The 20,513-nt window shown below is 67.9% G+C and carries 20 protein-coding genes; 8 read left to right on the forward strand and 12 right to left on the reverse strand.

Annotation, left to right across the window (positions count from 1 at the left end; translation table 11 throughout):
• The first annotated feature begins 5 nt into the window (after nt 1-5).
• The 3 genes from LG380_RS03720 to LG380_RS03730 all read left to right on the forward strand — a co-directional run bounded on the left by LG380_RS03720 (nt 6) and on the right by LG380_RS03730 (nt 6,634).
• Nucleotides 6-4,982 (forward strand): NAD-glutamate dehydrogenase domain-containing protein, encoded by a 4,977-nt coding sequence (locus tag LG380_RS03720; RefSeq protein WP_225763670.1) that lies wholly within the window; start codon nt 6-8, stop codon nt 4,980-4,982.
• Nucleotides 4,983-5,156: 174 nt separating this feature from the next.
• Nucleotides 5,157-6,065, forward strand: a complete 909-nt coding sequence (locus tag LG380_RS03725) for an SDR family oxidoreductase (protein ID WP_225763671.1) — start codon at nt 5,157-5,159, stop codon at nt 6,063-6,065.
• Between the two features lie 23 nt (nt 6,066-6,088).
• The gene (locus tag LG380_RS03730) at nt 6,089-6,634 is read left to right on the forward strand and encodes a DUF488 domain-containing protein (RefSeq protein WP_225763672.1); all 546 of its coding nucleotides are present in this window, start codon (nt 6,089-6,091) and stop codon (nt 6,632-6,634) included.
• Nucleotides 6,635-6,707: 73 nt separating this feature from the next.
• Here LG380_RS03730 and LG380_RS03735 read toward each other — a convergent pair whose 3' ends face one another.
• Nucleotides 6,708-7,370: a DUF4142 domain-containing protein gene (locus LG380_RS03735; protein WP_225763673.1), complete on the reverse strand. Its 663-nt coding sequence runs from the start codon at nt 7,368-7,370 to the stop codon at nt 6,708-6,710.
• 138 nt (nt 7,371-7,508) lie between these two features.
• Here LG380_RS03735 and xth point away from each other — a divergent pair, with 138 nt between their 5' ends.
• The 5 genes from xth to LG380_RS03760 all read left to right on the forward strand — a co-directional run bounded on the left by xth (nt 7,509) and on the right by LG380_RS03760 (nt 11,913).
• A complete protein-coding gene (gene xth / locus LG380_RS03740; RefSeq protein ID WP_225763674.1) occupies nt 7,509-8,303 on the forward strand; it encodes an exodeoxyribonuclease III in 795 nt (264 codons plus the stop codon).
• Between the two features lie 66 nt (nt 8,304-8,369).
• The gene (locus tag LG380_RS03745; RefSeq protein WP_225763675.1) at nt 8,370-9,302 is read left to right on the forward strand and encodes a Ku protein; all 933 of its coding nucleotides are present in this window, start codon (nt 8,370-8,372) and stop codon (nt 9,300-9,302) included.
• Between the two features lie 83 nt (nt 9,303-9,385).
• Entirely contained in the window at nt 9,386-10,159 is a 774-nt protein-coding gene (locus tag LG380_RS03750; RefSeq protein WP_225763676.1) for an NAD kinase, read from the forward strand.
• Between the two features lie 75 nt (nt 10,160-10,234).
• On the forward strand, nt 10,235-11,197 hold the full coding sequence (locus LG380_RS03755) for a 5'-nucleotidase (protein WP_225763677.1): 963 nt from the start codon (nt 10,235-10,237) through the stop codon (nt 11,195-11,197).
• A complete protein-coding gene (locus LG380_RS03760) occupies nt 11,194-11,913 on the forward strand; it encodes a transferase (protein WP_225763678.1) in 720 nt (239 codons plus the stop codon). The genes LG380_RS03755 and LG380_RS03760 overlap by 4 nt, the downstream gene beginning before the upstream one ends.
• A gap of 19 nt (nt 11,914-11,932) precedes the next feature.
• Here the strand turns inward: LG380_RS03760 and LG380_RS03765 are convergent, their stop codons facing one another.
• From LG380_RS03765 to LG380_RS03815, 11 genes are all read right to left on the reverse strand, one after another.
• Nucleotides 11,933-12,478, reverse strand: coding sequence for a DUF2939 domain-containing protein (locus LG380_RS03765; RefSeq protein WP_225763679.1), 546 nt, complete (start codon nt 12,476-12,478; stop codon nt 11,933-11,935).
• Nucleotides 12,475-12,957, reverse strand: a complete 483-nt coding sequence (locus LG380_RS03770; protein WP_225763680.1) for an SRPBCC domain-containing protein — start codon at nt 12,955-12,957, stop codon at nt 12,475-12,477. Before LG380_RS03770 ends, LG380_RS03765 begins: the two co-directional genes overlap by 4 nt.
• Nucleotides 12,958-13,055: 98 nt before the next feature.
• Nucleotides 13,056-13,742: a DUF2461 domain-containing protein gene (locus LG380_RS03775; protein WP_225763681.1), complete on the reverse strand. Its 687-nt coding sequence runs from the start codon at nt 13,740-13,742 to the stop codon at nt 13,056-13,058.
• Complete coding sequence (gene sbcB / locus LG380_RS03780; RefSeq protein WP_225763682.1) at nt 13,739-15,181, reverse strand: exodeoxyribonuclease I; 1,443 nt, start codon at nt 15,179-15,181, stop codon at nt 13,739-13,741. Before sbcB ends, LG380_RS03775 begins: the two co-directional genes overlap by 4 nt.
• Before the next feature lie 33 nt (nt 15,182-15,214).
• Complete coding sequence (locus LG380_RS03785; RefSeq protein ID WP_225763683.1) at nt 15,215-16,585, reverse strand: NAD(P)/FAD-dependent oxidoreductase; 1,371 nt, start codon at nt 16,583-16,585, stop codon at nt 15,215-15,217.
• Between the two features lie 19 nt (nt 16,586-16,604).
• Entirely contained in the window at nt 16,605-17,879 is a 1,275-nt protein-coding gene (gene kynU / locus LG380_RS03790; protein WP_225763684.1) for a kynureninase, read from the reverse strand.
• A gap of 76 nt (nt 17,880-17,955) precedes the next feature.
• The gene (locus LG380_RS03795; protein ID WP_225763685.1) at nt 17,956-18,486 is read right to left on the reverse strand and encodes a 3-hydroxyanthranilate 3,4-dioxygenase; all 531 of its coding nucleotides are present in this window, start codon (nt 18,484-18,486) and stop codon (nt 17,956-17,958) included.
• Between the two features lie 17 nt (nt 18,487-18,503).
• Complete coding sequence (gene can / locus LG380_RS03800; RefSeq protein WP_225763686.1) at nt 18,504-19,166, reverse strand: carbonate dehydratase; 663 nt, start codon at nt 19,164-19,166, stop codon at nt 18,504-18,506.
• Between the two features lie 68 nt (nt 19,167-19,234).
• Nucleotides 19,235-19,873 (reverse strand): FMN-binding negative transcriptional regulator, encoded by a 639-nt coding sequence (locus tag LG380_RS03805; protein ID WP_225763687.1) that lies wholly within the window; start codon nt 19,871-19,873, stop codon nt 19,235-19,237.
• Nucleotides 19,874-19,879: 6 nt separating this feature from the next.
• Nucleotides 19,880-20,194 carry a hypothetical protein gene (locus LG380_RS03810; RefSeq protein ID WP_225763688.1) on the reverse strand — a complete coding sequence of 105 codons (315 nt, stop codon included), beginning with the start codon at nt 20,192-20,194 and terminating at the stop codon, nt 19,880-19,882.
• A 7-nt stretch (nt 20,195-20,201) separates the two neighbouring features.
• Nucleotides 20,202-20,501 (reverse strand): hypothetical protein, encoded by a 300-nt coding sequence (locus LG380_RS03815; protein WP_225763689.1) that lies wholly within the window; start codon nt 20,499-20,501, stop codon nt 20,202-20,204.
• Nucleotides 20,502-20,513 lie beyond the last annotated feature (12 nt).

Below are 20,513 nucleotides of genomic sequence, written 5' to 3' on the forward strand. Positions count from 1 at the left end.
CTGCCATGAAACCGCAAAACAGCGTTGCCAAGTCTGCAAAGTCCAAATCCAAAACGGCCGGTCAGCACAGTGTTTCGCCCGTCGGCTTCACCCTCGAACCGGTGTTCACGGCTTTGCGGAAGCGCTATCCGGCGGCTGCGCAGGCACAGGCAGTAGCGTTTGCCGGTGACTTCTACAAGCGCATGGAGGCGGACGAGTTCCCGCTGCATCCGGTGGAAGTCTGGGCGGCCATCGCCGCCGACATGCTCGAGTTCGCCCGCACCCGCAAGCCGGGCCAGGCCAACGTGCGCGTGTTCAACCCGACGGCAAAGGCCAACGGCTGGGAATCCCAGTACACCGTGCTGCAGATCGTCAACGACGACATGCCGTTCCTGGTCGACACCGTGACCATGGCGCTGGCCGAGCGTGGCATCGGCGTGCACGTGCTGGGCCACCCGGTCCTGCAGGTGCAGCGCGACAAGGCCGGCAAGCTGACATCCGTCGGCGACGGCCAGGCCGAATCGATGATGCTGCTGGAAATCGACCGCCAGACGGCAGACGCCATGCCGCGCATCGAGGCCGACATCCGCCAGGTACTGGGCGACGTACGCAGCATCGTCAAGGACTGGGTCCCGATGCGCGAGAAGATGGTCGCGCTGGCCGAGGAACTGGGCAGCCGCAAGCTGCCGATGGACGACGGCGCACGCAAGGAGTCGCAGGAGTTCCTGCGCTGGGCCGCCGAAAACCACTTCACCTTCTTCGGCTACCGCGAATACCGCGTGGAGAAGCAGGGCAAGGAAGAAGTGCTGGCACCCATTGATGCCACCGGCCTGGGCCTGATGCGCGGCAAGGACAAGTCCGCCGCCCGCCCGGTCAAGACCCTGGCCGCGCAGGGCCTGAACGCCACCACCGGGCTGAAGGACGCGCTGATCCTGACCAAGACCAACGCCCGCTCGCGCATCCACCGCGCCGGCTACATGGATTACATCGGCGTCCTCGAGTTCGACGCCAAGGGCAAGATCATCGGCGAGCAGCGTTTCCTGGGCCTGTTCACCTCCAGCGCGTACAACCGCCGGCCGTGGGAGATCCCGCTGGTGCGCCAGCGCCACGAATACGTGATGAATCAGTCCGGCCTGGCGCCGAGCAGCCACAGCGGCAAGGCGCTGCGCCACATCCTGGAAACCCTGCCGCGCGAGGAGCTGTTCCAGTCCAGTGAAGACGAGCTCTATCGCACCGCGATGGGCGTGCTGGGCCTGCAGGAGCGCGTGCGCAGCCGCCTGTTCCTGCGCCGCGACAAGTTCAGCCGCTTCATTTCGGCGCTGGTCTACCTGCCGCGCGAGCGCTTCAACACCGACGTGCGCCTGCGCATCGAGGCCATGCTGAAGGAAGCGCTGCAGGGCGAGTACATCGATTCCAGCGTGGTGCTGGGTGATTCGCCGCTGGCGCAGGTGCACCTGATCGTGCGTTCGAAGGCCGGCCAGGTGCTCGAGTTCGACGCCGCCGACCTGGAACAGCGCCTGGCCCACGTGCTGCGCAACTGGAACGATGACCTGCGCGAAGCGCTGGTCGCGCGCCACGGCGAAGCCGAAGGCCTGAGCATCGCCACCCGCATCGGTCGCGCCCTGCCGGCCGGCTACATCGAGGACTCCACCACCGAGGTGGCGGCCAACGACGTCAGCCAGCTGGCTGCGCTTGCCGGCCCGCAAGACCTGCGCCTGAGCCTGCAGTCGGTGCCGCGTGACAACGGCAATGGCCTGCGCCTGAAGCTGTACCGCCAGCTCAAGGACATCCCGCTGTCCGATGCGCTGCCGATGATGGAGAACATGGGCCTGCGCGTGATGGCGGAGCGCCCGTACCAGCTGCACGTCGACAACGCCCCGGTCTACATCCAGGACTTCGAGGTCGAATCGATCGCCGGCGACATCGACGCCGCCGCGGTCGACAGCGCCTTCGGCGAGGCTTTCAAGCGCGTGTGGCACGGCGATGCCGAGAACGATGGCTTCAACCGCCTGGTGCTGGCCGCCGCGCTGGACTGGCGCCAGGTCTCGATGCTGCGTGGCTACTGCAAGTACCTGCTGCAGACCGGCGTGCCGTTCTCGCAGGCCTACGTCGAAGGCACCTTCACCCGCTATCCGCTACTGGCCCGCCTGCTGGTGGAACTGTTCGAGGCCCGCTTCGATCCGACCACCGGCAGCGAGAGCAAGGCCGAGGTCGCTGCCGGCCAGGCCCGCCTGACCGAACAGTTCAAGGTGCTCGCCGCTGGCGACGAAGCCACCCTGAAGGTGCTGCAGCCGGTCATCGACGCGCGCAAGGGCAACCGCGCCGCGCAGATGGAGGCCACCCGCGAGGCCCTGCTCAAGCTGCTGGACCGCGTGTCCAGCCTGGACGAGGACCGCATCCTGCGCAGCTTCATCAGCGTCATCGAAGCGACCCTGCGCACCAGCTACTACCAGAAGAAGGATGGCCAGTACGGCCATTGCATCAGCTTCAAGTTCGACCCCGCGCTGGTCCCGGACCTGCCCAAGCCGCGTCCGTACCGCGAGATCTTCGTCTACGGCCCGCGCGTGGAGGGCGTACACCTGCGCTTCGGCGCAGTGGCCCGTGGCGGCCTGCGCTGGTCCGATCGCCGCGAGGATTTCCGTACCGAGGTGCTGGGCCTGGTCAAGGCGCAGATGGTGAAGAACACCGTCATCGTGCCGGTCGGTGCCAAGGGCGGCTTCTTCGCCAAGCGCCTGCCGGATCCGTCGGTGGACCGCGATGCATGGTTCGCCGAGGGCGTGGCCTGCTACAAGCTGTTCATCCAGGGCCTGCTGGACATTACCGACAACATCGTCAACAGCAAGATCGTGCCGCCGGTGGATGTCGTGCGTCATGACCTGGACGATCCGTACCTGGTGGTGGCCGCCGACAAGGGCACGGCCAGCTTCTCCGACATCGCCAACGGCCTGGCCGTGGCCCACGGCTTCTGGATGGGCGACGCGTTCGCGTCCGGTGGCTCGGTCGGTTACGACCACAAGGGCATGGGCATCACCGCCCGTGGTGCGTGGGAGTCGGTCAAGCGCCACTTCCGTGCGCTGGGCCGCGACAGCCAGAGCCAGGATTTCACCGCGGTGGGCGTGGGTGACATGTCCGGCGACGTGTTCGGCAACGGCATGCTGCTGAGCCGCCACATCCGCCTGGTCGCCGCGTTCGACCACCGCCACATCTTCCTGGACCCGAACCCGGATGCGGCCAGCTCGTTCCTGGAGCGCGAGCGCATGTTCGCGCTGCCGCGCTCGAGCTGGGCCGACTACGACACCAAGCTGATCAGCAAGGGCGGCGGCGTGTATGCGCGTTCGCTGAAGTCGATCGAGATCACCCCCCAGGTGCGCGAGGTGCTGGGCCTGGACGATAGCGTCAAGGCGCTGTCGCCGACCGACCTGATGAACGCGATCCTCAAGGCCCCGGTGGACCTGCTGTGGAACGGCGGCATCGGCACCTACGTCAAGGCCTCCAGTGAGCAGCACAGCGATGTCGGCGACCGTGCCAACAACGCGCTGCGCGTCAATGGCTGCGAGCTGCGCTGCAAGGTGGTGGGCGAGGGCGGCAACCTGGGCATGACCCAGCTTGGCCGTATCGAGGCCGCGCAGAACGGCGTGCTGCTCAACACCGACTTCATCGACAACTCCGCCGGCGTGGACACCTCCGACCACGAGGTGAACATCAAGATCCTGCTCGACGACGTGGTGCGCAACAAGCAGCTCACCGTGGCCGCGCGCAACAAGCTGCTGGCCTCGATGACCGACGAGGTCGCCGCGCTGGTGCTCAACGACAACTACCGCCAGAACCAGGCCATCAGCCTGATGGAGCGGATGAGCGTCAAGCGCCTGGGCTCCAAGCAGCACTTCATCCGCACGCTGGAACAGCAGGGGCTTCTGGACCGCCAGATCGAGTTCCTGCCGTCCGACGCCGAGCTGTCGCAGCGCAAGGCACGCGGCCAGGGCCTGACCCGTCCGGAGCTGGCCGTGGTGCTGTCCTACTCCAAGCTGGTCGCGTTCAACCAGCTGCTGGATTCGGACATCCCCGAGGATCCGTACCTGTCCAAGGAGCTGCAGCGCTACTTCCCGGCGCCGCTGCAGAAGAAGTACGCCGATGCGATGGAGCGCCACCGCCTGAAGCGCGAGATCATCGCCACCGCGGTGACCAACCAGACCATCAACCGCATGGGCGCCACCTTCCTGATGCGCATGCAGGAAGACACCGGCCGCAGCGTGGCCGAGGTCGCCAAGGCCTACACCATCAGCCGCGAGACGCTGGATGCCCGTGCGCTGTGGGCGCAGATCGATGCACTGGACGGCAAGCTGCCGGAGTCGGTGCAGATCGATGCACTGGAAGTGATCTGGAAGCTGCAGCGCTCGTTCGTGCGCTGGCTGCTGTCGCGCCCGGGCACCATGCCGGGCATCACCGCGGCGGTGGATCGCTACCAGGCCGCGTTCAACGACATCCGCGTCGCTTCGGGCGTGCTGCCTGACTCGCAGCGTCCGGCTTACGAGGCCTCGGTGGCCGAGTGGAAGCAGAAGGGCCTGCCGGCGGCACTGGCGCAGCAGCTGTCCGAACTGCAGTTCCTGGAGCCGGCGTTCGACATCATCGAACTGGCCCGGACCCGCAAGCTCAAGCCGGTGGACGTGTCCAAGGTCCACTTCCGCCTGGGCGAGGCACTGCAGCTGCCGTGGCTGTTCGAGCAGATCGACGCGCTGGAGGTCAACGGCCGCTGGCACGCGGTGGCCCGTGGCGTGCTGCGTGACGAGCTGGCCGCGCACCAGCGCACGCTCACCGGCCAGGTGCTGTCGACGAAGGGGGCCAACGCCGAAGCCAAGGTGGCGGCCTGGATCGGCCGCGACGACAGCAGCCTGCGCTTCACCCTGTCGATGCTGGCCGAACTGGCCGAGCAGAAGACCCTGGACTACCCGACCGTGTCGGTGGCAGTCCAGCGCCTGGGCCAGCTGGCCGCGCACGGCGCCTGATCGTTCCGGGAGCCTGCTCCCGGCATGGTTCGACAGACAGCCCCGCTCCGGCGGGGCTGTCTTTTTTTGGGCGCCGGGTGAACAGGCGGCGCGCACGCGGCCTTGCCGGGGGCTTCACTTCCCCCGCATGGATGCACTCCCAGGATGGGGCTATCCCAATGCAGGAGCGCTGCGATGAAGCACAAACCCCTTGGCGAGCAGGTCATCGTCATCACTGGCGCAAGCAGCGGCATGGGCCTGTGCACCGCGGTGCTGGCGGCCGAGCGCGGCGCGCGGGTGGTGATGCTTGCGCGCAGCATCGAGGTGCTGGAGCAGGTGGTGCTTGCCATCGAAGGCGAGGGCGGCTCGGCCACCGCGATGGAGGTGGATGTCGCCGACCGGCAGCAGGTGGAGGCAGCGGTTGCTGCCATCCTCGCCCGCCATGGCCGCATCGACACCTGGGTCAACAATGCCGGCGTGGCGATCTATGGCCGTCTGGACGAGGTTGACGAGCAGGACAGCCGGCGCCTGTTCGACGTCAATTTCTGGGGCGTGGTCAACGCCTCGCTGGCCGTACTGCCTGCGCTGCGCGCATCGCGCGGCGTGCTGGTCAACCTGGGCAGCGAGGTGTCCGAGGCGGTGCTGGCGCTGCAGGGCATGTATGCCGCCTCCAAGCACGCGGTGAAGGGCTTCACTGATGCATTGCGGGTGGAGCAGGAACTGGTGGAGGACGCTGGCGTTTCGGTCGTGCTGGTACAGCCAGGGGCGACCAATACCCCGTACCCGCAGCATGCCCGCAATTACCTTGACCACGAGCCCAAGCTGCCGACCCCGCTGATCGACCCGCAGCGCGTGGCCGAGACCATCCTCAAGGCGGCAGAGCAGGGTGGTCGCGACATCAAGGTCGGCGCCATGGCGCACATGGATGTGACCATGAGCCGGCTGCTGCCACGCCTGGCCGACCGCATGGCGGCCATGCAGGCCGGCCGGCAGGAACATGGGGTGGCGCCGTTGCGCCCGGAAGGCACGCTGTTCCGGCCCGGCAACAGCGGTCGGATCCATGGCGTGGATGACGAAGGCAGGATCCTGCGGAGCGGGGCGTGACCGGAGCGGTAGGCGAAAAAACGATGCCGGCAACCGTCTGGACCGTAGGTCATTCCACCCGTGAGTGGGAGGCCTTCCTTCAGTTGCTGGCCATCCATGGCATCGAGGCAGTGGTCGATGTCCGCCGCTTCCCCGGCTCGCGCCGCTATCCGTGGTTTGCCGAGCCGGTGCTGCGGAACTCGCTGCCGGATGCCGGCCTGGACTACCTGTGGCTGCCGCAGCTGGGAGGCCGGCGGACTCCGCTGGCCGATTCGCCCAACGGCGCGTGGCGCAACGCCGCCTTCCAGGGGTATGCCGACCACATGGACAGCACCGAGTTCGCCGACGGCCTCGGGCAGGCGATGGCGCTGGCCCGAGGCCGACGGACCGCACTGATGTGCGCCGAGGCGCTGTGGTGGCGCTGCCACCGGCGGCTGATCTCCGACCTGCTGGTGCATCGCGGCGTCGAGGTACTGCACGTGATCGACGAAAAACCTCCGCAGCCGCACGAAATCAATCCTGACGCCCGTGCAGTCGGGGATGGCCTGGTCTATCCCCCGGCGGCCGCGGCGCAGGGTTCGCTGTTCTGACTGGCCAGGCTGGCAGGCGCATGAAAAAAAGGGCCGTCGGATGACGGCCCTTTGCTCCAGCGATATACGGGGCTTACCTGCCCTGCAGCGCCTTGGCCTGTTCCAGGTGCTGGGCCACGTGTTCACGCGTGGTGGTCAGGTGGTCGCGCACTTCCGGGCGACTGGCGGCGGGAATGAGCTTGCTGTCGAGGGTCGACAGGGCTTCGGTATGGCCCTTCACCATCGCATCGATATAGGCCTTGGCGTACTCGTCGCCATTCTTCTTGTCCAGCGTGGCCAGCTCCTCCTCGCCCTTGCGCTTCTGCGCCTGGGCATCGGCGTCATCGGCATTCGGGCCGAAGCCGGAGGTGGTGTCGTGGTTACGGGTGTGCTCGTCGATCATGCGCTGGGCATAGGCGGCGACGTCGCCGCTGACGCCCTTGGACTGGGCCTGCTTGCCGGCGGCAATTTCATGCTGGTTGATGGCGTTGAGCACGCCCAGTGCCGAACGCTCGGCGGCCGGGGCGGAGGCATTGTCGGCGTTCATCGCACCAGTGCCGTCCATCGCGTCGGCCGTACCGGTGCCGGTGCCCATGGCGGTGTCGTCGGCCATGGTCGGATCGGTGCCATCGGCAGTGGCGGCGGTATCGCCTGCCATGACGGAGCCGTCGCGGTCATTGCGATCGTTGTTGCAGGCGGTCAGGGTCATGGCGGCCAGGCAGGCGGCGGACAGCAGGGCTAGCGTCGGCTTCTTCATGGTTTTCTCCAGGCATGGGAACGTGCAGCAAACCGCGGGGGCAGTGAACACGCCGTGCCGGCGTCTACGCATCCGCTTCACCTGCTGCCGATGCATGGGCGGCTAGCGTCAGACCCCATCCCCATTGGCGGCAGCAGCATGGCCCGGACGCGGAAACTGAAACTGGCGACCTTCAACGTGAACGGCATCGGCACGCGGCTGGCCCACCTGCTGGCGTGGCTGGAACAGGAGAAGCCCGACGTCGTCGCCCTGCAGGAACTCAAGGCGGTGGACGAGGCATTCCCGGCCGCCGAGCTGGAAGCCGCCGGCTACGGCGCGATCTGGCAGGGGCAGCGCTCCTGGAACGGCGTGGCCCTGCTGGGACGCGGCACGATGCCGGTGGAAAGCCGGCGCGGGCTGCCGGGCGAGCCGGCCGACAAGCAGAGCCGGTACCTGGAAGCGGCGGTGCATGGGATCGTCGTGGCCGGCATTTACCTGCCCAACGGCAACCCGCAGCCGGGCCCGAAGTTCGACTACAAGCTGCGCTGGATACGCCGCCTGCAGCGCCATGCCAGATCGCTGGTGGCGCTGCCACACCCCGCGGTGATCATGGGCGACTTCAACGTCGTACCTACCGACGAGGACATCTACGACCCCAAGGGCTGGCGCAAGGATGCGCTGCTGCAGCCCGAGGTCCGGCAGGCTTTCGAGGAACTGCTCGAGCAGGGCTGGACCGACGCGGTGCGCAAGGTCCACGGCGACAAACGGATCTACACGTTCTGGGACTATTTCCGCCAGCACGCCGAGCGCGACCGGGGCCTGCGCATCGACCACCTGCTGTTGAACCCGGTGCTGTCCAAGCGGCTGAAGGGCGCGGGCGTGGACCGCTGGGTGCGCCTGCAGGACAAGGCCAGCGACCATGCGCCGACCTGGATCGAGGTCAGCGCCGGCTGAGGGCAGGGACGCCGATTTCACGGTGCCGGGCTTAGAACGGGCTCCACGACTTCCTGGAGGCTGACCATGGCCCGCCCGATCTGGACCGGCTCGCTTTCGTTCGGACTGCTCAACATCCCCGTTTCGCTGATGTCCGGCGAGCGCCGTACCGACCTGAGCTTCCGCATGCTCGACTCGCGCGACAAGAAGCCAATCCGCTTCGAGCGGGTCAACGCCGACACCGGCGAGGAAGTGCCGTGGAAGGACATCGTCAAGGCCTTCGAATACGACAAGGGCAGCTACGTGGTGATCGAGAAGGAGGACATCGCCGCCGCTGCGCCGGAGACGCACGAATCGGTGGACGTGGAGGCCTTCGTCGATGCGTCCAGCATCAACCTGCGCTACTTCGAGAAGCCCTACATCCTGGTCCCCGGCAAGAAGGCCGAGAAGGGGTATGTGCTGCTGCGCGAGACGCTCAAGAAGACCGGCAAGGTCGGCATCGCGCGGGTGGTGATCCGTACCCGCGAGTACATGTGCGCGGTGATGCCCGAGGGCGATGCGCTGGTGCTGATCCTGCTGCGCTATCCGCAGGAACTGGTGGATCTGGAGGAGTACAAGCTGCCCGACGGCAAGCCCTCGGACTACCGGCTCGCGCCCAAGGAACTGGAGATGGCCGAGCAGCTGATCGCGTCGATGACTTCCGAATGGGACCCGAGCCAGTACCAGGACGAGTTCCGCATGCGCCTGTCGGACATCATCAAGAAGCGGATCAAGTCGTCCGGCTCCACCACCAGGTTCGAGGAGCCCGAGCCGCACGAGGATGCGGCGACCAATGTGGTCGACTTCATGTCGCTGCTGCAGGAGAGCCTGAAGTCCAACAAGCGCACCCCGGCCAAGAAGACCGCGGCCAAGGCGACCAAGGACGCTGACAAGTCCACTTCCAGCAAGTCGACCGCGAAGAAGGCCAGCAAGGCCACGAAGAAGGCGGCGAAGAAGACCACCGCCCGCAAGGCGTCCTGAGCCAGCCGGCCAGGAAGACGTCGAGGGGCGGATGGAACCGCCGCGCGCTCGCGTTATCCTCATGGCCCCTGACGGAGCCGATGATGACCGCCTCTCCCCGTATCGCCTTCCTGGCCAGTACCGCCGAACCGGCGCAGCGTGCGCGCGCCGACATGGCCGCCCGCTACGGCGACTGCGCGCCTGCCGATGCGGACGTGCTCGTTTCGCTGGGCGGCGACGGCTTCATGCTGCAGACCCTGCACCGGCATGGCGACCTCGGAAAACCGGTATTCGGCATGAAGCTGGGCACGGTCGGCTTCCTGATGAACCACTACCGCGAAGAGGACGACCTCTACGCGCGCCTGGCCGATGCCGAGCCGGCGCACCTGCACCCGCTGGAGATGCTGGCGCAGACCGAATCGGGCACCACCACCGGCTCGCTGGCCTACAACGACGTGTCGCTGCTGCGCCAGACCCGCCAGGCCGCGCACATCAGCATCGACCTCAATGGCCAGACCCGGGTCGAGGAGCTGATCTGCGACGGCGTGCTGGTCTCCACCCCGGCCGGCAGCACCGCCTACAACTATTCGGCGCACGGCCCGATCCTGCCGCTGGGTTCGCACACCATCGCCCTGACCCCGCTGGCCCCGTACCGGCCGCGGCGCTGGCGCGGCGCCATCCTCAAGGCCGATACCGAGGTGCGCTTCCGCGTGCTGGACCCATATAAGCGCCCGGTCAGCGTCACCGCCGATTCGCACGAGACCCGCGACGTGGTCGAGGTCACCATCCGCGAATCGCGCGAGCGCCGGGTGACCCTGCTGTTCGACCCGGAGCACAACCTGGAAGAACGCATCCTCTCCGAGCAGTTCATGTTCTGAGGCGCGCCCGCTGTCTCCGCGTTTGCGACGGGCAGCGGCTAGAATCGCGTCCGATCACAGGAACATCCGGCAGGCATGGGCGACAACACTCCAAGACTCCTCACCGTGGCGGTCACCTCGCGGGCGCTGTTCGACCTGGAGGAGGGCCACGCGCTGTTCGAGGCCGAAGGCGTGGAGGCCTATGCCGAATACCAGCGCAAGCACGAGGACGACGTGCTGCGCCCCGGCGTGGCCTTCCCGGTGGTGCGCAAGCTGCTGGCGCTCAACCAGGGCGCAAGCCCGGAAGACCCGCGGGTCGAGGTGATCCTGCTGTCGCGCAATTCGGCCGATACCGGCCTGCGCATCTTCAACTCGATCCAGCATTACGAGCTGGGCATCATCCGCGCCACCTTCACCGCCGGCGAGCCGACCTGGCCCTACGTCAAGCCGTTCGGCACCGACCTGTTCCTGTCGGCCAACCCGGACTCGGTGCGGCGCGCGCTCGTGCACGGCATTGCCGCGGCGACCATCCTGCCCAAACCCATGGGCGAGACCATCCAGGCCGCGGCCACCAGCCCGGTCGATACCGGCCGGCCGCTGGGCCAGCTGCGCATCGCATTCGACGGCGACGCGGTGATCTTCGGCGACGAGAGCGAGCGCATTTCGCGCGAGCAGGGCGTGGAAGCCTTTGGCCGGCACGAACGCGAGCGCGCACGCGAGCCACTCAGTGGTGGCCCGTTCCGCAACTTCCTCTCGGCCCTGCATGCGTTGCAGGCCGCGTTCCCAGCCGGCGAACAGGCCCCAATCCGCACCGCGCTGGTCACCGCGCGTTCGGCCCCAGCCCACGAGCGGGTGATCCGCACCCTGCGCGAGTGGGGCGTGCGCCTGGACGAAGCGCTGTTCCTGGGCGGGCGCCACAAGGGGCCGTTCCTGGAAGCCTTCGGCGCGGACATCTTCTTCGACGATTCCCAGCACAACATCGACAGCGCCCTGCAGCACCAGAGCGTGGCCGCCGGCCACGTGCCGCACGGCATCGCCAACGTCATCGCCACCGAATGAGCGGTGGGGCGTACGTCCGCCGCAGCTGGTGCTACCTCGAGTTGCAGTTCCGCGGCGAGGTGACCCAGACCCGGATGCTGCGCTGGGCGCCGGACCGGCTGCTGGTCGGCTACACCCGGACCATGCTGGCTGCGCTGTGGCTGCACCCCGCGCCGAAGCGCATCGGCATCATCGGCCTGGGCGGCGGCGCGCAGGCGAAGTTCTGCTACCGGCACCTGCCGCAGGCGCGGATCGAGGTGGTCGAGGCCGATGCCAGCGTGCTGGTGCTGCGTCGTGAGTTCCGCATTCCCGACGACGATGCCCGGCTGCAGGTCGAGCACGGCGATGGCGCGGCCTGGCTGCGTGGCCGCCGTGGCCAGTTCGACCTGTTGCTGGTCGATGCCTATGACGTTGAAGGCATCCCCGATGCACTCGGCAGCCAGGCCTTCTACGACGACTGCCAGCAGGCGCTTACCGCCGATGGGGTGATGGCATCCAACCTCTACGACACCGACGTGCGCCAGCACTGCCGACGCCTGCGCCGCAGCTTCGACAGCCGGGTGATCCGGCTGGAGGAGCCAAAGGAAAGCAACGAGGTGGTGATTGCCTGGAATGGCCGGCCGCAGCCAGTCAGCGCGAACGCGGCGCTGTCACGTCTGCCGTGGCGGGCGCGTGGCCAGCTCGGCGCCGGTTTCCTGCGGCTGCAACAGGCCTGGGCGCGGCGCCAGCCGGGCTGAAGCTGCGCGCTGGCCGGGCTCAGCCAGCGTCCAGCGGCAGGCGGATGTCGGTCAGGCGCCACTGCAGTCCCTGCCGGTCGAGCACGAACACCAGCGGCTGGCCGTCTTCGGTGTGCACGGTGGCGGTGAAGCGCGACAGTGATTCGAAACGATGGCTGGCATCCTTCAGCGGCTGTGCGGGCTGGGTGGGCGCATAGCTGTCGCCGCCGATGGTCTGGCCACTGGCGCGTTTCCACAGCGCGTGGCCCTGCAGCAGGGCGGCGATGCCGGTCGGGGTGACCATCGCATCGACGCCGGCGCCGGCAAGGTTGCCGGCCAGCGAGATCGCCACCGCACCGAACATGCTGGACTGCGCATCCACGCCCGCACGGCGCACCACCTGGTCGGCCAGCTGGGCCTTGAGGTTCATGCGCAGGGTTGGGAAGTCCACATGGCGCTCGAGCCGGGCGGTATCGCGCTGCTCGATGGCCTGGCTGATGCCACGGATGGCCAGGTAGGGGCCGGCGACGCTCCAGCCGAGCAGGCCAAGCAGCAGCAGGACCAGCACCGCAACGACTTTCCTCATTTGTTCGCTCCGTTGGGGTGGGCCTGGGCCTCGGCCCACTGCCTGAGCATCACCAGGGTCTCGGCCCAGGCCTGGCTGCACCAGCCGAGGAATTCGTTGTCCGGGCTCCAGCCCAGGTGCTGGAAATCGACCACGGTGAAGGGCTCGCCTTCCTTGTCCATGCCGCGCCAGTGGCCCAGGCTGGCGCGGCGCGAGATCTCGAACTGCACGTGGGTGCCGGTCCATGCCGAGGCCGGGCTCTGCGGCGGATGGTTGGAGATGATTTCCCAGCGGATGCGACGGTCGGGCACGGCCTCGATCACCTTCATCCGCACCATGCCGTGCGCCGGGCCGGGACTGTGTTCCAGCACCCGCACGCCATCGATCTCATGTTCGTGGTGGGCTGCCCACCACTGGCCCAGCCCGTTGGCATCGGCCAGGGCGCGATAAACCGTGGATGCCGGCGCGTCTATCCAGATCTGGTGGTGGATGCTGGTCATGGCACTGTCCCCGCTGCGACCGGCTCAGGGTGCCGCAATCACGGAAGGAAAGCGTAAAGCGGGCGTGCAGGCACCCGGCGGCCGTACTGGCAGGCAGCTCAGAACTCCAGGTCCAGCGCCGCGCACAGGTAGTCGATGAACGGTGCCAGCGTGGTGTAGTCGGCCACCAGAGTCTGGCGCAGCTTGGGGCTGCACATCTGCGCGTCAGTGAGCGATCGCGAGTACACCCAGTTGCGCTGCTTCAGGTCCTCGATGAACTCGTGGTCGGCCGGGTAGCCGCGAGGAGGGCGCTGCAGCTTCTCGTCCTCGTCCATCACGAAGCGCGAGGTGATCGACGGCGCGTGCGCGGCGCGCTGCCAGCTGGCCGGATTGTCGAAGATGAACTGCCGCACCTTCTGCAGGTTCTGCGGTTCCGGATGCCACAGGCCACCGCCGAGGAAGCAGTTGCCCGGCTGCATGTGCAGGTAGAACAGCGGCACGATCTGCAGGCGGCGGCGCTCGTGGTAGAAGCGGCAGCCCTGCCAGCCCTTGTAAGGCGATTTGTCGTTGGAGAAGCGCGCATCGCGCTGGATGCGGTACAGCGAACCGCCCACGGTGCGCGGATCGGCGCGGAAATGCGGGCTGATCGCCTCGATGTCCGGCGCGATGTCGGCGATCAGCTGCAGGAACGGCTGGCGCACATGCTGTTCGTAGTGGGCCTTGTGCTCGTTGAACCAGGCCTTGTTGTTGTTGGCTGCCAGTTGCGACAGGAAGTGCAGGCTGGCCGGGGTGAAGTAGCTGCTCACAGGGTCGATTCCAGTTGCCTGCCCCACGAGGCGAGCGCATCGAGCAGGGCGAGCTTGCCGCCGTCATCGGCGTGGGTGGTGCGGAGTTCGTCGATCTGGGCGAAGTAGGCCGGCAGGTTCTGCTCGCCCAGGCCCTCGCCCAGCAGGCGACGGCGGCGGTAGTCCTGCCACCGGCCGCGCTCGGCTTCGGTGAGGGTGTGCGGATGGTTGCGGGCGCGGTAGCGGAACAGCAGCTCGGGCAGCCGCGGATCGCGGAAGCTGGCCTCCATCGCCGCCAGCGCCTCGGGCGGTGCGGTACGCACCTTTGGCATCAGCGCACGGTCGCCTTCGGCGAGGAAGCTGTCGTAGATCGAGGCATCGGCGTCGTTCGGGGTGCCTTCATCCGGGCGTGGCTGGGCGAACACGCGGCGCACCTTCTCGGCCAGTGCCGGGCCCATGGCGCGCAACTGCGCGGCCTTGCGTTCGACCGCCACCGTATCGATCGACAGCCGTTCCAGGTCGGCCGGGCGCAGGTGGTTCCACGCGACCAGTGCCGGCACCTTGTTCAGGTGCACTTCCTTGAGCGGTACCCGCTGCTGGCCTTCTGGCAGGTCGGCGGCGCGGGTGTACACGCGGCGGGCGATTTCCTCGGCGTCCAGGTCCAGCAGCGCCTGTGGATCGCCGTCCAGGTCGAACACGATCACCCGGCTGGCGATATGCGGATGCCGGGTCAGCGGCAGCACCGGCGCCGCGCACAGGCGCGTGGCCGGATAGCGCATCGACACGTGCAGCACCGGCTGCATCGCCACCACGTCCAGCAGGCTGCCGGCAAAACGCTTGTCGCGCAGGCGCAGGGCGTAGTCCCACATCCGGGGCTGCGCCTGGCGGAAGCGGCGGGCCATGCCGATGGTGGCGTACACGTCGGACAGTGCCTCGTGGGCATCGCCTTCGCGCACGTCGTTGGCCAGGGCCAGGTGCTCGAGCTTGAACGAGGTGGCACCGTCCTCGCGCTGCGGCCAGTGGATGCCTTCCGGACGCAGCGCGTGCACCAGCCGCAGCATGTCCAGCAGGTCCCAGCGGGAATTGCCGCCGCGCCACTCGCGCTCGTACGGGTCGTAGAAATTGCGGAACAGACCGCAGCGCACGAACTCATCGTCGAAGCGCAGCGTGTTGTAGCCCAGCGTGCAGGTCTGTGGCCGCGACATCAGCTCGTTGATGCGGGCGAACGCCTCGGCCTCGCTGACGCCTTCGACCATTGCCCGCTGCGGGGTGATGCCGGTGATCAGGGTGGCAACAGGCGAGGGCAGCAGGTCATCGGCCGGTCGCACGAAGAAGCTGACCGGCTCCTCGACCTGACGCAGCTCGGCATCGGTACGCACCGCCGCGAACTGGGCAATGCGGGTGCGGCGGGGGTCCTGGCCGAAGGTTTCCAGGTCGTAGAAGAGGAAGGTGTCGGGCATCGTGGTGCGGTTTACGGGGACGGGGCAGGGCGCTCAGTGCGCCCCCTCCAGTGGCGGCAGGGCATCGTGCACGATCCGCTCGAGCGCGGCCCAGTCGACGGTGGCCAGGCTATCGTGGCCATCGGTGGCCTCGACCAGGATGCGGTGCTGCACGCGGGTCCGCTCCAGCGCCACCGCGTACGGCGTGTGCATGAAGGTCACCATCGTGTAGTGCGGCACGAAACGCGTGGGCCAGCGCCGCTGCAGTTCCTGCTCCAGTTCGCGCCGCAGCAGGAAGCCGGCGTCGGCGACCTGGTCGCGCATCTCGATGTAGTTCTCCAGTGCCATCTGCTGGATGGCTGCGGCATTGGGCTTGCGCTCGGCCTCGAACGCGGCGAAGGCCTCCTCGGCCGAACTGGCGTGCAGCAGCTTGTCGGCCAAGACCACGCAGTCCTCGAACGCACAGTTCATGCCCTGGCCGTGGAACGGCACCATCGCGTGGGCGGCATCGCCCAGCAGTACCGCCTTGCCACCGAGGTGCCAGCGGTCCAGGTACAGCGTGCCGAGCAGGCCCGGTGGATGCTGCTCCCAGTCCTGGCGCAGGCGCGGGATCAGCGGCAGCGCGTCGGGGAAGTCGCGTGCGAACAGCGCCTCGGCCTCCTCGCCGTTGCGTACCGTTGAGAAGCCCGGGTCGCCCTCGTTGGGGAGGAACAGGGTGACGGTGAAGGTGCCCTCGTCATTGGGCAGGGCGATGCACATGTAGCGGCCGCGCGGCCAGATGTGCAGAGCGTTGGGCTCGATCAGGAAACCGCCATCCGGGCCCGGCGGGATTTCCAGCTCCTTGTAGGAGTGGTCGAGGAACTCGGTGTGCTCGCCCAGCGGGCACTTGCGGTTCATCGCCGCGCGCAGCGCCGAGCCCGCGCCGTCGGCACCGATCAGCGGGGTGCAGAAGTGGATGTCGTGCGGGTGGTCGTCGCGGTCATCGATGAAGCGCGCATAGCCGGCATCGAAATCCACCGTGTGCAGGCGCCGGTGGAAGTGGATCTGCGCGCCGGCTTCCTCGGCCAGCTGCAGCAGGATGATGTTGAGGTCGTTGCGGTGCACCGACCAGATCACCTCGCTGTCGTCGCGCCCATAGCGCTGCAGCAGCGGGTCGCCTTCGCGCGGATGGACCATGCGCCCGCGCATCATCACCGCCTTGGCCATCACCGCATCTTCCACGCCGGCCTGGCGCAGCGCATTGCGGCCGCGTTCGGCCAGCGCGAGGTTGATCGAGCGACCGGATTCGTAGTCGGAGATGCGCGGATCGCCGCGACGCTCGTACACGGTGATCCGCCAGCCCTGGCGGGACAGCAGGATGGCCAGCAACGAGCCGGCGAGCCCGGCCCCGATCAGGGTCAGCGAGCGAGTGGGTTCTGCGATCAAGTCGATGGCCTGGAGGGGATCAGACGCCGGCCCACGCTTCCACTTCCTCGACGAAGTGGTAGACGTCGCGGAAGCGGTTGTAGAGCGGGGCGGGGGAGATGCGGATCACGTCCGGCTCGCGCCAGTCGCCGAGCACGCCGACCGAGTGCAGGTATTCGAACAGCGCACGGCCCTGTTCGCGGCCGCCGCGCACGCGCAGCGACAGCTGGCAACCGCGACGCTCCGGTTCGGACGGGGTGATGATCTGCAACACGCTGGACAGGCGTGCCTGCACCAGCGCCTCGAGGAAGCCGGTGAGCTGCAGCGATTTCTGCCGCAGCGCCGGCATGCCAGCGCGGTCGAACAGCTCCAGCGAGGCACGCAGCGGCGCCAGGCCCAGCACGGGTGGATTGCTGAGCTGCCAGCCCTCGGCGCCTTCGGCCGGGGAGAACGTGGGCGCCATCTGGAAGCGGGTGGCCTCGTCATGGCCCCACCATCCGGCAAAACGCGGCAGGCTGCCATCGCGTCCGTGGCGTGCGTGCACGAAGCAGCCGGCCACCGCGCCGGGGCCGCTGTTGAGGTACTTGTAGTGGCACCACACCGCGAAATCCGGGCCAGCGTCATGCAGGGCCAGCGGCGTGTTGCCGACCGAATGGGCCAGGTCGAAGCCGACATTGGCGCCCTGCGCACGCGCCAGGCGGGTGATCTCGGCAATGTCGAAGGCCTGGCCGCTGCGGTACTGCACGCCCGGCCACAGCACCAGCGCCAGGCGCGGGCCGTGTTCGGCGATCGCCCGTTCGATGGCCTGCATCGAGATCGTGCCGTTGGGCTCGTCCGGTGCCAGCTCGATCAGGTCGGTTTCCGGATTGAAACCGTGGAAGCGGATATGCGATTCCACCGCGTGGCGGTCGGTCGGGAAGGCGCCGGCCTCCATCAGGATCGCCGGACGTTCGGAGGTCGGGCGGTAGAAGCTGACCAGCATCAGGTTGAGGTTGACGCTGAGCGTGTTCATCGCCACCACTTCCGACGGCAGCGCGCCGACCACGCGGGCCAGCTGCTCGCTCACCAGGCGGTGGTAGTTCATCCAGCGGGTCGGGCCGGTGAAGTGGCCTTCCACCGCATGGCGCGCCCACAGGTCCAGTACCTCATGCACCATCGCCTTGGCGCCGCGCGGCTGCAGGCCGAGCGAGTTGCCGACGAAGTAGGTCTGGTCGGCGTTCTGGTGCTGGGGAAAGATGAACTCGCCTCGCAACTGGCGCAGTGGGTCTGCGGCATCCAGTGCGATGGCGTGGGTGCGGGTAAGCGTCTCGGTCATCGGGGCACTGCACACTGAAGTGGACCGGCAGTTTACCCGCCGCGTCCGTGTTGCGCCGTCGCGCAAACGCGTCCGGTCAGCCTTCGGGCAGGACCGTGCCGGCTGGCAGCGGATCGACGTGCCCGCATTGGCTGCAGGTGCGCAGTTGCAGGTTGGCGTGGTAACGCGCGAACAACTGCGGCAGGTCGGTCTCGATGTTCTGCAGCGGGAAATACTCCTCGTGCAGCTTGTGGTTGCACTGTTCGCAGTGCCAGATCACGCCGTCCAGCTCGTGCGGCAGGCGCTTGCGCTCGATCACCAGGCCCACGCCGCCGGGCGGGCGCCGCGGCGAATGCGGCACCTTGCCTGGCAGCAGGAACACCTCGCCGGCGCGGATCGGGATATCGCGCACCTTCCCGTCCTCCTGCACCTTGAGCACCATCTCGCCCTCGAGCTGGTAGAACCACTCCGGGCCTTCGTCGTAGTGGAAGTCCGTGCGCGAGTTCGGCCCGCCGACCACCATCACGATGAAGTCGCCGTTGTCGATCATCTTGTTGCCGACCGGCGGCTTGAGCAGGTGCCGGTTGGCCTCGATCCAGGCCTGCAGGTTGATGGGCGCGGCGAGCATGCTTGGCTCCGGCAGGGTCAGTCGCGCTTGCCGCGACGGGGGACGAAGGACAGGGCCTTCTCGTAGGCAGGCTGCAGGTCATCGGCATTGCCCACGTCGATGCCCATCTCGCGCACGCGGCCGTCCTTGAGGCTGTACACCCAGCCGTGGACCATCAGCTTCTGCCCGCGTGCCCAGGCATCCTGCACGATGGTCGAGCGGCAGGCGTTGACCACCTGCTCGATCACGTTGAGCTCGCACAGGCGCGCGTGCTTGAGGTCCGGGTCATCGATCGCGTCGAGGATGGCGGCATGCTTCTGGCCGACGTCGCTGACGTGACGCAGCCAGTTGTCGGCCAGGCCCACGCGGGTCTGGTGCAGGCTGGCATGCACGCCGCCGCAGCCGTAGTGGCCGACGATCAGGATGTGCTTCACCTTGAGCTGGTCCACTGCGTACTGGATCACGCTCAGGCAGTTCAGGTCGGTGTGCACGACCACGTTGGCGACGTTGCGGTGGACGAACACCTCGCCCGGTGCCATGCCGATGATCTGGTTGGCCGGCACGCGCGAGTCCGAGCAGCCGATCCACAGGTACTCGGGATGTTGCTGCTTGGCCAGCTGCTCGAAAAAGTCCGGCTGCTCGCGCTCGATCCGGTCGGCCCATTCCCGATTGTTCTGCAGCAGTTTGTGGATGTCCTTCATGGTGTCCCTGACGGTCTGTTTGGGGGATGGCGCGGGTTGGGCCGCGTCGTCGTGGGAAACGGATGCGCTCAGCCGGCGTGGCCGCTGCTGGCGCGGACCTGTCGCATCCACTGCGCCAGGTCATCGGAAGCGGGGGAGTCCTGGCGTTGCAGCGCGTCGATCACCGAGCGCTGGTTGGCCTGGGGATGGTTCTGGCTCAGCTTGAGCTTGACCTGCACCTGTTGCGGGCGGAAACGGAAGCCGATGATGCCCCCGAGCAGGCGCACGTGGCGTGGATCGGCCGGGTCGATCTGCCAGTCGCCGCCGACCGCGGCCTCGTTCACTTCGGCCAGGCGGGCGAGCATCGCCTCGAGCACGCCGATATCGGTCACGCGCTCCAGCGTGCCCCGCAGCTCGGCGGCGGCATAGTTCCAGGTCGGCACCCGGCCCTGGGCATCCTTGTCCGGATACCAGCCCGGCGAGACGTAGCCATGCGGGCCGTGGACCAGCATCACCGCGGGCCCGGAATGGCCGGACTGCGGATTGGCCCGGGCCCAGTGGCCTTCGATCAGGATGTCGCTGCCGTCACGCCGGTAGGTCACCGGCAGCTGGGTCAACTGCGGCAGCCCATCGTCGCCGGTGGTGGCCAGGGTGACGAAGGCATCACGGGCCAGGAGCCTGTCCAGCCAGACCAGGTCGGTCGCGGCGAAGGCCGGGGGAACGAACATCGGCGGTCAGGCGCGGCTGCCGAGGTTGAGCACCATGCGGCCGCGCAGGGCGTCATCGCTCTCGGCCTGCGGCGGCTGCACCTCGTGCAGGGAGAAGCCGCGGTGCAGTGCGTCTTCCTCGTCCAGCCCGTCGAACTCGACGAACTCGGCGTCGAACAGCTGCGAGCGGGCGGTGTCCTCGCTGTCGTAGCTGAGGGTGTTGCCGTCGCTGTCCAGGACCTCGGCGGTGCCGGCCGGACGCACCCGCAGCCGTGCCCAGATCAGGGTGTTGCCGAGCGTGGCCAGCCACCAGCTGTCGCGGGCTGTCGAAATGTCGTTCATGTGTGTCCTACCAGAGCGAGGCCAGCCAGAGCAGGGCAGCCATGCCCAGTCCGGCCAGCAGGGTCAGCAGCGATACCCAGGCCGGTGTCGCCAGGCCCGACAGCGAGCGGTCCGGCTGCGCGCGGTAATCGCGGCGCAGCAGCCAGGCCAGGGCTTCGGGCTTGAGGAAGGCGCCGCTGCCGAACTGCTGCGCGAGCGCCGGGTGGCGGTCGCGCAGGTGCACCAGGGTCAGCGGCCAGAAGATCACGAAGGCGCTGAACCCTGCGACCGCCACGCCAACGAAGCACAGCGCGAAGAACAGGGCCATGGTCGCCTCCGT

It is taken from the genome of Stenotrophomonas sp. Marseille-Q4652, from assembly GCF_916618915.1.
Lineage (GTDB): Bacteria > Pseudomonadota > Gammaproteobacteria > Xanthomonadales > Xanthomonadaceae > Stenotrophomonas.